The 11,947-nt window shown below is 59.1% G+C and carries 22 protein-coding genes; 4 read left to right on the top strand and 18 right to left on the bottom strand.

Annotation, left to right across the window (positions count from 1 at the left end; translation table 11 throughout):
- Nucleotides 1-26: 26 nt before the first annotated feature.
- On the top strand, nucleotides 27-251 hold the full coding sequence (locus tag ACF8RA_RS19975; RefSeq protein ID WP_110160040.1) for a hypothetical protein: 225 nt from the start codon (nucleotides 27-29) through the stop codon (nucleotides 249-251).
- A 49-nt stretch (nucleotides 252-300) separates the two neighbouring features.
- Here the strand turns inward: ACF8RA_RS19975 and ACF8RA_RS19970 are convergent, their stop codons facing one another.
- The gene (locus ACF8RA_RS19970) at nucleotides 301-1,026 is read right to left on the bottom strand and encodes a hypothetical protein (RefSeq protein WP_392519507.1); all 726 of its coding nucleotides are present in this window, start codon (nucleotides 1,024-1,026) and stop codon (nucleotides 301-303) included.
- A complete protein-coding gene (locus ACF8RA_RS19965; protein ID WP_392519506.1) occupies nucleotides 1,023-1,268 on the bottom strand; it encodes a hypothetical protein in 246 nt (81 codons plus the stop codon). Before ACF8RA_RS19965 ends, ACF8RA_RS19970 begins: the two co-directional genes overlap by 4 nt.
- Before the next feature lie 119 nt (nucleotides 1,269-1,387).
- Here ACF8RA_RS19965 and ACF8RA_RS19960 point away from each other — a divergent pair, with 119 nt between their 5' ends.
- Entirely contained in the window at nucleotides 1,388-1,879 is a 492-nt protein-coding gene (locus ACF8RA_RS19960) for a hypothetical protein (RefSeq protein WP_392519505.1), read from the top strand.
- A gap of 347 nt (nucleotides 1,880-2,226) precedes the next feature.
- Nucleotides 2,227-2,472, top strand: a complete 246-nt coding sequence (locus ACF8RA_RS19955; protein ID WP_392519504.1) for a hypothetical protein — start codon at nucleotides 2,227-2,229, stop codon at nucleotides 2,470-2,472.
- Here the strand turns inward: ACF8RA_RS19955 and ACF8RA_RS19950 are convergent.
- From ACF8RA_RS19950 to ACF8RA_RS19895, 12 genes are all read right to left on the bottom strand, one after another.
- Complete coding sequence (locus ACF8RA_RS19950) at nucleotides 2,429-2,971, bottom strand: hypothetical protein (RefSeq protein WP_392519503.1); 543 nt, start codon at nucleotides 2,969-2,971, stop codon at nucleotides 2,429-2,431. The genes ACF8RA_RS19955 and ACF8RA_RS19950 overlap by 44 nt on opposite strands.
- Before the next feature lie 249 nt (nucleotides 2,972-3,220).
- Nucleotides 3,221-3,733 (bottom strand): hypothetical protein, encoded by a 513-nt coding sequence (locus ACF8RA_RS19945; RefSeq protein WP_392519502.1) that lies wholly within the window; start codon nucleotides 3,731-3,733, stop codon nucleotides 3,221-3,223.
- Nucleotides 3,734-3,740: 7 nt separating this feature from the next.
- Entirely contained in the window at nucleotides 3,741-4,358 is a 618-nt protein-coding gene (locus ACF8RA_RS19940) for a lambda exonuclease family protein (protein ID WP_392519501.1), read from the bottom strand.
- A gap of 3 nt (nucleotides 4,359-4,361) precedes the next feature.
- Nucleotides 4,362-5,120 carry an ERF family protein gene (locus ACF8RA_RS19935; protein WP_392519500.1) on the bottom strand — a complete coding sequence of 253 codons (759 nt, stop codon included), beginning with the start codon at nucleotides 5,118-5,120 and terminating at the stop codon, nucleotides 4,362-4,364.
- A 7-nt stretch (nucleotides 5,121-5,127) separates the two neighbouring features.
- On the bottom strand, nucleotides 5,128-6,252 hold the full coding sequence (locus tag ACF8RA_RS19930) for a hypothetical protein (protein WP_392519499.1): 1,125 nt from the start codon (nucleotides 6,250-6,252) through the stop codon (nucleotides 5,128-5,130).
- 490 nt (nucleotides 6,253-6,742) lie between these two features.
- Nucleotides 6,743-6,913: a hypothetical protein gene (locus ACF8RA_RS19925; RefSeq protein ID WP_392519498.1), complete on the bottom strand. Its 171-nt coding sequence runs from the start codon at nucleotides 6,911-6,913 to the stop codon at nucleotides 6,743-6,745.
- On the bottom strand, nucleotides 6,910-7,104 hold the full coding sequence (locus ACF8RA_RS19920) for a hypothetical protein (protein ID WP_014859727.1): 195 nt from the start codon (nucleotides 7,102-7,104) through the stop codon (nucleotides 6,910-6,912). Before ACF8RA_RS19920 ends, ACF8RA_RS19925 begins: the two co-directional genes overlap by 4 nt.
- Nucleotides 7,101-7,517: a hypothetical protein gene (locus tag ACF8RA_RS19915; protein ID WP_392519497.1), complete on the bottom strand. Its 417-nt coding sequence runs from the start codon at nucleotides 7,515-7,517 to the stop codon at nucleotides 7,101-7,103. The genes ACF8RA_RS19920 and ACF8RA_RS19915 overlap by 4 nt, the downstream gene beginning before the upstream one ends.
- Nucleotides 7,518-7,538: 21 nt before the next feature.
- The gene (locus ACF8RA_RS19910; RefSeq protein ID WP_392519496.1) at nucleotides 7,539-7,982 is read right to left on the bottom strand and encodes a hypothetical protein; all 444 of its coding nucleotides are present in this window, start codon (nucleotides 7,980-7,982) and stop codon (nucleotides 7,539-7,541) included.
- Nucleotides 7,979-8,275 carry a hypothetical protein gene (locus tag ACF8RA_RS19905; protein WP_392519495.1) on the bottom strand — a complete coding sequence of 99 codons (297 nt, stop codon included), beginning with the start codon at nucleotides 8,273-8,275 and terminating at the stop codon, nucleotides 7,979-7,981. Before ACF8RA_RS19905 ends, ACF8RA_RS19910 begins: the two co-directional genes overlap by 4 nt.
- A gap of 395 nt (nucleotides 8,276-8,670) precedes the next feature.
- Nucleotides 8,671-8,892 carry a hypothetical protein gene (locus tag ACF8RA_RS19900; protein ID WP_392519494.1) on the bottom strand — a complete coding sequence of 74 codons (222 nt, stop codon included), beginning with the start codon at nucleotides 8,890-8,892 and terminating at the stop codon, nucleotides 8,671-8,673.
- Between the two features lie 58 nt (nucleotides 8,893-8,950).
- Nucleotides 8,951-9,085 (bottom strand): hypothetical protein, encoded by a 135-nt coding sequence (locus tag ACF8RA_RS19895; protein ID WP_269806903.1) that lies wholly within the window; start codon nucleotides 9,083-9,085, stop codon nucleotides 8,951-8,953.
- Between the two features lie 531 nt (nucleotides 9,086-9,616).
- On the opposite strand from ACF8RA_RS19895, the gene ACF8RA_RS19890 reads away from it, so the two are divergent.
- Nucleotides 9,617-9,931, top strand: coding sequence for a DUF1654 domain-containing protein (locus tag ACF8RA_RS19890; RefSeq protein WP_392519493.1), 315 nt, complete (start codon nucleotides 9,617-9,619; stop codon nucleotides 9,929-9,931).
- 45 nt (nucleotides 9,932-9,976) lie between these two features.
- Here ACF8RA_RS19890 and bamE read toward each other — a convergent pair whose 3' ends face one another.
- From bamE to ACF8RA_RS19870, 4 genes are all read right to left on the bottom strand, one after another.
- A complete protein-coding gene (gene bamE / locus ACF8RA_RS19885; RefSeq protein WP_392519492.1) occupies nucleotides 9,977-10,285 on the bottom strand; it encodes an outer membrane protein assembly factor BamE in 309 nt (102 codons plus the stop codon).
- A 63-nt stretch (nucleotides 10,286-10,348) separates the two neighbouring features.
- Nucleotides 10,349-10,642: a hypothetical protein gene (locus tag ACF8RA_RS19880; protein WP_392519491.1), complete on the bottom strand. Its 294-nt coding sequence runs from the start codon at nucleotides 10,640-10,642 to the stop codon at nucleotides 10,349-10,351.
- Between the two features lie 160 nt (nucleotides 10,643-10,802).
- On the bottom strand, nucleotides 10,803-11,666 hold the full coding sequence (locus ACF8RA_RS19875) for a hypothetical protein (RefSeq protein WP_020193005.1): 864 nt from the start codon (nucleotides 11,664-11,666) through the stop codon (nucleotides 10,803-10,805).
- A gap of 61 nt (nucleotides 11,667-11,727) precedes the next feature.
- A complete protein-coding gene (locus ACF8RA_RS19870; protein ID WP_392519490.1) occupies nucleotides 11,728-11,946 on the bottom strand; it encodes a hypothetical protein in 219 nt (72 codons plus the stop codon).
- Nucleotide 11,947 lies beyond the last annotated feature (1 nt).

The following is an 11,947-nucleotide window of genomic DNA, read 5'->3' as shown; positions in this document are numbered from 1 at the left end:
CATGGAGCCGGATTAAGGAGAAGCTGGTGCGTTACAACTTGAGTGACAGCATGATCAAGGTCGGTATGACTCTTGATGAGGTTACGGAAATCGTTGGCGAAGAAGCGCTTGGAGGTTGGGGGAAGCGCGGACTCATGGGTAGGCCCGAAAGACAAAAGAGCTTCTACTTCATGGACCAAACGAAGTGGTGCGTTGTCTGGTTCGACGATTCAGACGTGGTAGTTGCAAAGACCACGATGGATATCCGTTGAGTGCTTAACGACGCTCTGCGGGAATGACCAAGTCCCGCGAGGCGTTGGCTTATAGCGCCATTTCCGCCTGAGGATTTCGCTGCCAGATCGGCGCGCTATTGTGAGCCTCGATTCGGTCTGCGATCACGCTGGCGCGCTGCCCAGCCGATGGCGGGGTGTAAATGCCGAACCGGCTGATGCTGCCGCCGTTCACCGCGGCGTTCGTGCTGTCAGCCGATGCCAGCGGCAGACCTTGGAAGATTGCTGGATCAAGCATTCGCAGCCCGTGCAGGCGACAGAGTGGCCGGCCTTGGTCATCGCAAATGGCGTCCATTGCGGCGCCCATGCGCTTCCACCACGCGGCTGTGCCCGGTGAGCGCCATTGTCCGGAACTGCCTAGGGCAACCATGCGCCAGGCCTTGGCCAAGCGCTGCAGGCGCTCTATCGACTCATGCATATGCCAGACCGGCACCCCGGGCAGCTGGCCAGGCCATTGCTCGAGCAGCCTATCGTTGGCGTCTTCGTCCCCATCGATAACATCAGGGATCAATGCCCAGTCGAAGCCGGGGTGCCGGTGCCAGTCATCCACCCAGCGGGTATAGCCTTCCACGTCGACCTGACCGCCTTTCTTCCACACGGTGAATGCGCCGTTGTCGAAGACGAAGGACTGGCAGGCCTCGGCGACGATGCCCATGTCGTCCTGCCTCGGGAATGGTACCAAGGCGTGCCGGCCGGCCAGCAGCCGGGCCGCGTCTTGCCGTGAGCCGCCGATAGGCGTGCCGTGGTAGTGGATCATCCGCTAAGCCTCACCGTTTCGATCTCGACGCCCTGGTGCACCGCCTTGATCACCTGGTCGCCACCGAAGCGCTCAGCCAGATTGTCGGCGATCTGCTCGTGCCAGCCTTGCTTGATCAGCGCAGTAGCGGTCTTGATGCGCTCCACCCGGATCATCTGCAGGCTGCGGATCTCCAAGCTGTAGACGATCACCTCGGCATCGCTTGGGCAGACCGCGGTGAATGTGTGGAGATAGATGTTCATTGGCGTTCCTCGCCGGGGAGGCGTTCATCGTTTGAGAGGGGAAGGCGCTGGCGAATTAATGTCTATTTGCTAGCTTTAAATACATCGCCCGTGGAACAAACTGCCGGAGGTGTGAATTGGTGAGCTCAAATAAATTTTTTGGAATAATCCTCTCGGTTTTCTTCTGTGGGCTGGCGTTGCAATCTGCAGTCGCAGAAACACAGCCCAATCCGATCGGGACCTATGTGATAGAGAATCCTGATGGTCAGACGGCTGTTTACTTGGGGGACGTGAAGGTGGGTGAAGGACAGTCTTTCAAGTTGTCACCCAAGTACGAATGGTTGATTACAGGGAAGGGCCCTACACCTACTCCAGACCCTAGCCCGTCACCCAAGCCACCTAAGGGAAAATGTGGGGATATAGAGTGCCCCCCCAAAGACCCTCCGAAGCCACCAGAACCAAAATGTCATGGACCTTTCTGTCCAGGCGGGACGCCATTTTTTGAATCGAACAAAAATATATTGATTTATAAAAACCGCACTAATATAAACTTTCCAGAAAAGTTGGACTTTCAGCAAGTGCCTGAGCCTGTGAGAATGGAAATGAACAAAATCCCGGGATTTGCAAAATGATGTAGTGGCCTCTAAATTGCCGCCGATAGTCTCCGACGCTTCATGAAACCGGTATCGGCGGCACTCTTAGAAGGTTTAGTGTCAGTCCGAGACCGCGAAGGCATGATGCGAGAACCTATCTCTTCGGCGCTCTGGAATTTTAGGCTGCGTACGTACTTCTTCTATGGGCTCTTAGTTCCGATCATTTAGGTCAGCACCTTGCTAGACCCAAGGTTGGCTTTGGGCTTCTTACTCACGGCTTTCTCCATGCATGCGCCGCCCTCCATGCTGGTGGCGGCATGGTGGCAATTTGGTTTGGAATGGGGTATTACGGGTTACCGGCATGGGGCCGGATCAAGGAGCTGAAGATGCAGAAGTACCCAATTGGAGAGCATGGCATCGGCGGTCGAAATGAGTCCTGGTATTACGCCAAGTACGACAAGGCCACTGGTAAGGCATTCTGGGTTCACGAATGGAGCAACATGTCTGGGCTTAAAGTCATCGAAGGCGAAAAAGAACTCCCCCTGGAAGAGGCGAAGAGCCAGAGCTACTACGACGAGGCTGTTGCCGTCATCCAGGAAAACCACCCGGAGTGGCAGCCACTCCAGGATTGATCACCTCATCACCCGGATCTTGCTGAATCATCAGCATGCTCTTCCGGTCGAAGGCCAGCGCCAGGCGTGGCGATATGCTGATCTCATGGCGCGGCGGGGTGAGAAACTTCGCCGCGTGCAGCCGGCCCAGAGCGTGGATGCCGTGAATCAGGGCCTCAATCATCTGGCTGTAGGTGGCGTCAGCCCAGCCGCAGATGGCCCGCAGGTGCTGGCCCGTTCGCTTCCTGGCCGACAGCCTCAGCGGCTCGGTCCGCGCCACAGATCTGTGAGCTTCGATTTTGTGGCGCGCGATCCTGAACAGTGCGTGATGCCCGAGCGCTTCGATGTGATGAATCATCAGCGTCATTGCCTCGCCCTGTTCCTCGATCCCGGCCCATTCCATCAGTTCCAGCAGGGCCTGTTTAGTCCCTGGTCGAACCTTCAAACGCAGGTCTTCTTCCTGCAGCCGGGCGGCTTTGGCGCGTCGTTTCTCGTCGCGCTCCTTGGGTGACATCGCCATACGGCACCTCCATGATTCCGCTGGGCGGCATGTGTATGTGCAGCTGGCGGCGACGCTGCTGCGTGAGCTTCTGGATGCGTCTCATGGGTGGCACACCTCAATGGGCGTTTTCTTCGTCGAGCCAGATGGCATAACCACCAGTAGACGCTTGTTTCCTCGGTATACGCCCCAAGGCTGACCAGTGGACCTGGCCATGGCCGCCGCGTACTTCACGGCTGGCACAGGCTGAGACAAGGTGGCGATCATGGCCTACCCCCGATTCCGCTGGAGCGGGAAGTCAATGTCGAACTCGGCAATGATGCGCGCGAACCTGCAGTTACCGATGCCCAGCTCCAAAGTCACGCCCCACCGGGACTTGCCGGTATCACGCAGGGCAATGATCTTGTCAGCGAGATCACGATCCTCCTGGCTCGGTTCGGCTTTTGCCTTCGCCGGTGTGGCCGGCTTCGGCGGGCTGAAGAACCTGAATCCTCCCCGCGCCGCTACGCCCCAGAGAGCGGTCTTGGTTTCGCCCAGGAGCTTTGCAACCTCGCCACAGGTCATGGTCTTGGCGAGCTCTTCTACCTGAGCTGTGCGTGCCTTGGCGCGGCTTTTACGCTCGCCTCCGCGCTCCTGCTTGACTGGGGTGACCCGCTTTGGCGTCGGCTCAGGGTGATGGCGCTGCCGGAAGGGCACGTACTGGAACCCCTCAAGCACAATGATCTGCCCGCCAGACGCGAAGAAGGCCGCTTTTGCGGCCTCCAGGTCGATTGATTGGTTCATGGTCACCTCATGCAGCGATTCCGAGCACGCGATTCATGCGCTCGTCGAGGATTTCGTAGAAGGTCTTCACGCGCTCGGACAGCTTGCGGATCATCGCCTCGTCCCGGTAGGCGCGCTTCACGAACAGTGGCATGCCCGGCCAGTAGCAGATGAAATCGATCCACTCGCGCTCCGATACCCACAGGCCGCCCTGGCACTGGGCGATGTGCTCTTTCGGGATCTCGCCGCCCAGAATCACGTCGACCTGTAGCTTCGGCAGCTTGGTCTTGATCTCGGTGAGGCCCTTGTCGCCTACCAGGGCGTCTGGCGAGAAGCCGATACCGTGATTGAGGATGATCCCGACCTCGGTCGTTTCGACCTCTTCGCTGTCGCGGTAGAGGTTGCGAGCAACGCCTTCCAGCTCATGGCCGCGCTCTGTATGCCGGTTGCCGCTGAATGGATCGGCCGCTTCGCCGGTGATGCGTTCGCCGATCAGCGTGTTCATGTAGGTGAAAGCGCCGACTCCGAAGCCGGCTTCACCCTTGCCGTTCACGAGAAGGCAGTCCAGTTCGCTGCAGGTGATGATGCCCAGGCGCAGGTCTAGCCAGGCCTGAGTTCCTTGTTCGACATCTGAGATGATCTGCATGGTTTACTCCTGCGGCCGGCTGGCCGACTTGGTGAGGCGAGCGAGCACAACGTCGAACTCGGATTTGTAGACGTTGGCAGCGCAGCCGTACTTGGCGGTGAAGTTGTCGACAAGGACCTGGCTGCATTTTTTCAGCAGCCCATCGAGCTGGGCGGCTTGGCGCGGTGTGATGACCGGCTCGCCAGGCGCTTGCATCGGTACGGCTCCTTGGCCGTCATCGTCTTCGCCAGTAGTGGTGAAGTTCAGAAGAGCGCCGGCCGTGTAGCGCTTTCCGTAGCTGACAGAACTGGCAACGGCCTGGACGGCATTCTTGCTGCCGGTAGCATCGGCTGGCAGGAGGATTGATGTGATTTCCCTGTGGCCGTCTCGATGACTAAGCACGCCCTCAACCTCGATGCCTTTGTCGGTGCGTGGAATTCGGAAGGTGAGTGCAAAGCCGTGCTTCGCCAGGATGGGCTTCAACTCTTCGTTGATGTCCTCCCACAGGGCGTAGGTAGATTGGACGTTCTTGTACTTGTCCTTGATTGCGCCGCGCTCACGGATAACCGGAAGCTCTTCCTGCATGGCGGCTAGCGCGGCATCGAACGCTTGCTGCGCTTGTTGCGCTTGGTGCTGGCGGTGCATCGCCATCAATCGCTCCATCTTGTCGATGTCTGCATTGGGCGACATTGCGACTTGCTGGATGATCTGCAGAATGGTTACCGACTCGGCAGCGATGGCCGGCGGCTGGGATTGGGTTTCGACCCTGGCTACTTGGCTCATGGCGACCTCAGAAGTTGATGGTGATGTTCGGGACTTCGCGGCGGGCGATCTTGAGAACGATGGCCCTGGCCAGTTCCTCGGTGATGTTCAGTGACATCAACGCGGTTTTGGCCTCGCCCATGACCTTTGCCTTGTGGGCTTGGTCGCGCTCGCGGACCTCTTGCTGCCTGAGGATTTCGGCTGCTGCTGCATCGGCGCGGCGACGTTCTTCCTGGCGCGCCTGCTCGGCTGCCTCCTCTTGCCGGCGGGCAGCGTCCTGGCGCTCCTGCTCCATCCGCTGCTCGGCCGCAACGCGGTCGGCCTCGGCCTGAATCCGGGCGCGCTCGGCTTGTTCGGCTTGCAGCTTGAGTTGCAGGCGCTGGTTCTCGGCTTCGCGCTCTTGTGCGGCAGCCTGGTCAAGCAGCTCCTGCTCGCGTCGGGCGGCGGCTTCGCGTGCTGCTTGCTGCTCCTGGGCCACACGCTGGCGCTCAGCCTCGACTGCGGCTTCCTGTGCTGCGCGGATTCGGTCTTGCTCGGCGCGCTCGTCTGCCTTGCGGCGCAGGCGGGCCAGTTCGGCCTGTTCGGCGTCGTACTTCTGGCGGGCGACCAAGGCGGCCTGCACTGCATTCAGCGAAGCCTCTTTGGTCCGAGCTGCCTCAGCCTCGAATTCCTCCCACGCTTCGCCCAACTGGAACGCGGATAGCTCGCCGAGGCGCGCCTGCAGCTGCTCGGCATCCAAGGTGCCCAGCTCGGTGGCCAGGTCCTTCATACGGTTGATTGCGTCGTTGTGGCGGTCGATCCGAGCATCCTCGGCAGCTTCCCACTCGGTGAGCGGCCGGCGCGTCTCGTCCCGTAGCGCGTCCATTTTGGTCACGAACTCGCGCAGCTCGGCCTCGACCACCTTCGGCATTTCCTTGAGCCGGCGCAGGTAGTCGCGGCCCGGCTTCTCGACCGCGGTCTTCGACTTGCTGACCTTGGCGGCCAGGCTGGCGATGCGCTCGCGCCCCTTGCGGGTTTTCAGGTCAGGCACTTCGCCCAGTACCTCACCCTTCACCAGGTCGATGAATTGCTGCAGGCCGCCGGCCACGTAGATGGCCGGGGCGTTCGCTTCGCTGATCTCTTCGATCTTGATCAGTTTCTGTTCTGCGGACATTAGAAAACCTCGCGCCAGGCCGGCGCCGTCAGTTGGGATAGGGAAATGCCAGGTCACCCAGGCACGGAGGTACGCTCCAGGCCCTGGCTGCGGTGGATGGTTGCGCGCTCTCGCCGCTTACGCTCCGGGTAGGTCCGGTTATCCCCTAAGGGCCCGCCGGGCTCGGGTGCGTGTGATTCAGGAAGTGATGCTGCCGGCTAGGGCGCTGGCAAGCATGAAGAAGGTGCAGGCGAAGAGCATGGAGAAGGAGCCGCGCCAAGTGGCGATGCGGCGGGCCCGCTGGGAACTGGTCATCCAGAGCACCCCATCATGTCGTCCCCGGAACACTCGCCATTGCAGTTGATATCCCCACACTCCGAACAGGCGTCTTCGGAACGCTCTTCACGCTGGCAGTTCTGGCCGCCGCAGTGAGGGTATTTAGTGCCTGTCAGATTTCCGTAGGGGCCAACCCAATGGATACCGATACGGTTGCAGTTTCCGCAGATCATGGTCATGACGCTGGCCTCACTGCGATCTGTCCCGCCTTGATGGCCGCGACCACCTCAGGCCTAAGGCTTTGAACTGGCCATTCACGTGGCACGCCTGCACCAATGATGGCCAGGCTGCGTTCGATCTGCTCAAGCTGCTCGTCAATCAGGGATTTAACCGGTGCCGTGCTCATGCAACCTCCTTGCGCCCATCAACGATCTTGTTGAGGCGCCCGCAGTAGTGGTTGAACTCTTCGATGGTGATGCGCTGGTCGGCCAGCATTTCAGTGAGGAGCTTGAGGACCATGGCCTGCCAGGACAGTGGCGTCTCCGGGTGAGCCATGGCCTCAAGCTCTTCGTCGATCAGGACGTGAGGGCTTTTCATAGCCGCGCCTCGTCTGCCTCGTACCGCAGACCCTGCTCGGCATACTGGTCGAGCATCGACTCAGCGATCTCGTACAGCTTGCCGCGGCAGTGATCGCTCTGGCCTACAACATCCTCGACCATGCTTTTCACTGGGCCACCGGCCTGTGCCTGGAGGAGGAGGAGAGCCAAGGCGTTGAGGTCGTCCTTCTCAGCCTCTTGCAGGGCGCGAAGGTGCTCGGCCACCTTGGCCACGAACTGGTCTTGGCGGACGCCCACCGGCCCACCGAATCGCTGCGGGATCAGCACGTCGCAGCCGCCGACCAACTCTTCGGCCTTGCTCTCGATCCAGGTCTGAGCCGCTTCCTGATGGGCCGAGTCGTCGTCCGGCTCAGCATGGTCATAACGCCATTGTGCTGCTCGAAGTGCGCCCATGGTCGCCTCCAGGTGGTGGGTTCAGTCGGTGTATGCGATGTACTTGAAGCGGCCGTTGCCGAATCGCTCGAAGCGGCCGCCGAAGGTGCCGCGAACCTCGCGCTCAACTTCTTCACGACTCATGTGTTCTGGGTACACGCCTTCCTTGATCATTGAGGCGTTGGTGTGCGGGGCATGGCGCCAGCTGACCTTTGTGTTATCCAGCGGCGCATTCCTGGCTCGCTCCCACTCTTCGGCCTGGGCTTTCCAGAAGTCCTTTTCCTTCTGACCCATCGGCTCCGGATCAGGAGCTGGATCTTCCGACTCTTCCCAGCCACAAGCCTCGCAGTAGCCGCGTGGCGCGGTGCAGGCGCCACAAGGAGGGGATATGTGGCAGCTGCAGTTCACTACCTTGTGGGATTCGATGACGCCGTCGCAGCCGTCACGGCCACAGGTATCGCTCTCGCAATAGCCTAATTCGCTCATGGCTTCACCCGGGCGGCGAGCATGGCGTCAGCCAGCTTGTAGGCCGTGCTGGCGGTTTCGTTCTCGCAACCACCCACGCCCAGCAGGCAGGGAGCGCCTGCGGTTGATATGAGCCCCTGCAGCGCTTTGGCCGCGAAGTAATCGCGAATAGTCAAGCCGAAACAGGTACCGTGGCCGCCGTATTCGCTTGCAGCTACAGGGAAGGCCGGCTGTTCGCCCTCCTTAAGAGCGTCGTCGTATCGGTGGTGGGCGCCTTCGATCTGGCGATCCATTTGAGCTGCCATGTAGTCCATTTGGTGATCCTCGGTGGCCAACCGCATTGATCAGGTGCCGGGCACCAGGGACCAAGCTGGGCGTGAAAAGCCAAGCCCGGCACCTGTCGATGCGGTCGAAGTGAAGGGAAGGGGATGCAGAGGCCGGGCGCCACCCCGGCAGCTGGCTTGGCGTGGACCCATCCAGCGGCGCAATTCGTTTACCCCCAGTGCGAGGGAAGGGACGTCCACAGGTGCTTCGGTAACCGCGCCCTGAGCTGGGCGCTACTCTGCATCGGGGTGCGATCTGTATGACGTTTGCCGTCCATTGCTCTCGCGCTGGGTGACGGTACTCAGATCGCACTCCGATGCATCCTGCGATGGGGAGCAGGGCATCGGGCCGTCCTTCCGGCTGTCAGGCAATCAAATAACTGCCGTCAGCGTGCGGGTGCCATACTGAAGCGCTCATCGAAAGCGCCTTCACCATCAGGCAGATGGGAGGTGCAGGTAAGGCGTGAGCAGTCTTCGCCGTTTGGGCCTTCACCGTCGTGGGCGATGTTGAAGCTGGCGATCATTGCAATGCCGTGCTCACGGCAGATGCCGATGATGCTTTGCATCAGCGGGCTGATTTGGTCGTCGTAGATTTCTTCTTTGTTCACGTGAATGCCCTCGGGTTGATTTCCCAGCAGCCACTCATAGGAATGGCTGCGAGTGAAATCACCAGGAGCGTGGGCGGTGCATCAGCTCAAGGATCAGCGCCTTTTCGTAACCCGGAACGAGGCAGTTGCAGGTGTTGTTGATGCGGTCGTGCTTCACGGCGACGCGGGCTTTGCGGAATTGCTTGCGGTTCATGTCGTGTCACTCCAGTTGATTTCCAATGCCGGCTCGGTGAACCGGCATCAGTAAATCGTTCTGTCCCATTACCGCCGGGGTGGCGGGGCGCATTGCATGCCCGGGTCGTTCTCTCGGTTTAGGCGTTTCACCTTCGTCAGCCGTACAGGGTTCTCCCTGTCGTGGGCAGCCTTTCGGGGCTGTCTGATCGCCGGTCGCCGGTAGAGGCAATGCGGTCTGTTCACCAGTTCCAGAGCTGGCATGGGGATCGAATTTATTGCTCGCGCTGTACCGTTGCCGGGATCGATCCGCGAGGTTCCCATCAATGTGAAAGAGCGTGGCCGGTGAGGGCCTATGCAGTCCCTAGTGAGTGACTGCTTGAGGTGAATTTAGAAAGCTAAACGGATCGCGTCAAGAAATATTTTAGAAATCTAAACAGGCGAGACGAACGGGAATTCCTACAGGCCGTGCAATGTCAAGACTTCCGGCTCTGTAGGAGATCGGCTAATCTTGTGTGGACACTGTATGGATATACAGTTATTGGAGTGTCAGATGGCAAAGCCCCAGAAGCAGCAGGAGAGAGCGGTTATGTCGGGCGTGGAGCGCCTGGGTCTTCGGGTGTCATCGATGATTAACCACCCGATCGCGCAGCAACAGCGATGGGTCGTGATTCACCGCCTGGACGCCGACGGTGACCGGGAGTGGGAAGAGGTGATGGGGGTTCTCAAGGAAACTGACGGGATAGAAATGGAGTTCAACGAGGAGGATGCCTCGGTCACGCTGCGCTGGGAGGCATTCTCGGATGATGACCCGCAGGCGCAGAACCAGGATGAGTTCGTGGCGATCGAGGAGCCGGCGCCGTTCTAGCGCGCAACAAAAAGCCCGCTGTATGCGGGCTTTCGAGATAAGGCGTCATTCATCAGGGCTTGGCTTTGCGATGAAGTCCTTCGGGATGTACGGGACTTGAGTGACTACCCCATCCTTGGTCACGAAAGAAATGGATTTAGCGCCGCTGAAGGCTGTTGCATGACTGTAGACCCAGGACTGGCCGTCTTCCTTGGATACCACCATGTAGGGGTTACCCATGATCTCGTAGAGCTGGTCTTCGGTCATTCCGACTTTGACCTGGCTGGCCTGGCCAAAGGTAAATGGTGTTCCTGCGCAGCCGGCGAGGGCTACGACTACGGCAACTAGAAGGAAACGGTGGATTTTGCGAAGCATGACGACCTCCCTGTGAACTAAGCCGCCATCCTACCACTCTGGCCCTGAGCCATCACTCAATCATCACGCGCAAGCTAGTAGAGCGATGACTGCACCAACGATGGTAATCGACCCCATGTAGATCGCCCATGACAAGAAAAGGTCTTTCCCATCGTTCAGTGCGGCGGCGACATCAGCCAGGCGGCGCAGCCGTCCTTCGTCGATTCTCATGGTTAGGCCAATAGCGGCAAAGGTGCTAGCAAAGAGGAGGGGGATCGAAATCCATAGGCCGTATGGTTTGGGTATGACCGCCGCAGGAACTAGAGCGGCGTATCCGAGGAGAACACTCAGGACGAGAAACGATATGGCTGCCTTCATTCGGGTTCCTTCAGCGCGCAGGCAAAGAAAAGCCCGCACTGCTATGCGGGCTAACGTAGGGAATCGGATGAGCCTTCACTGTGCAGGGTAGGGCGTGAAAAAAGCGTGAAGGCATGAAAAAGCCCGCCGGAGCGGGCTAGGCAGAGCTTGTGAGACATCGTCAAGCCGTGTCGGAAATATACATTTTCGAGATAAGACCATTTCTGAGAAGCGCCTTAGCCTTCACGTTCAGTTTGGAGGATTTGAACCACGCCTCCATGTAGACATTTGGCTCGATCAGCGCCGCAGGATCGGTAATGTCAGCGTTAATCCTACGAGGGGAGCCATCTTCATCGGTAGACTCCTCGGTATCGTGTCCGACCAGGTGAACTTTGCAAGTTCGCTTGATCCGGTCCATCTCACTGATTACAACAACGTATATTTTTTCCGGAAGAACTTGGCTCTCGCCGTCGCACTCAAGAGAATCCTTTAGGCTCTGATCCATAGTTTGGTGTTTCTCACCGCCCATGTAGAGGTCGATTCGGGAGCAGGTATCACCTACTGGTGACACGGCCTTTTTGACAGACGGCCGGAGGCCATCAGCCAAGCGATCAATGGTATCCATCATGCGCTCGGTGACTTGCTTGCTGAAACCTAGCTGCTGCTCAAGCAGGTCTTTGAGGTGCTTCATCTCTTCCTTGTTTCCGCTGCTCCGATGGATCACGTAAGCCACTATAGCTGTAAGCGCTGCTCCCATCACCCCTTGAAACAGTCCTGCCGATGAAGCGAAATCAAGTATCGCGCTGACATTGAAGCACTTTGCTTCCGACTCTTGAGCATAGGCCCTGACGTTCAGGGCCTGCATCTGCTTTGCGTATTGGCCAGTGGAAACGAAATGACCAACAACCGCGTAAATTCTACTGAACCCGTCTAGGGATTCAGCGAGAGCCGCCATGTCGATCAGGTGGTGCTCGGCATCACGGCCTTCGTACCTAATCTCAAACGGCAGCGTGAAGTCGTGCTCAATGAATGCGTCAACCTGCATGTGAAATCCTTGTCTTTGTTTTCCTGGCTTCTGCGTTGTTCGCGGCGCGTGACCACCTTACCTAAGCTCGCTCAATCCTTCCCGCCTTCACCTCGTCCCCATACCCCACCAACCGATCGGCTAGCTCATGCAGCACGCCGACACGCTTCATCGCCTCCAGGAACTGGGCTTCCTCACCACCTTGGGCCTTGTGGAAGAACTCCAGTGCGGCGCTCTCCAAGGCGAAGGCAGCATCCTTCAGGTCCCGGCGCAACTGCTGGTTGGGCTTGGTTAGGGGCATG

This window comes from Pseudomonas sp. FYR_5 (assembly GCF_043106315.1).
Taxonomy (GTDB): Bacteria; Pseudomonadota; Gammaproteobacteria; order Pseudomonadales; family Pseudomonadaceae; genus Aquipseudomonas; species Aquipseudomonas putida_Y.
Note: the sequence above shows the minus strand (reverse complement) of the source record. Positions and strands in the feature narration are given on the sequence as shown.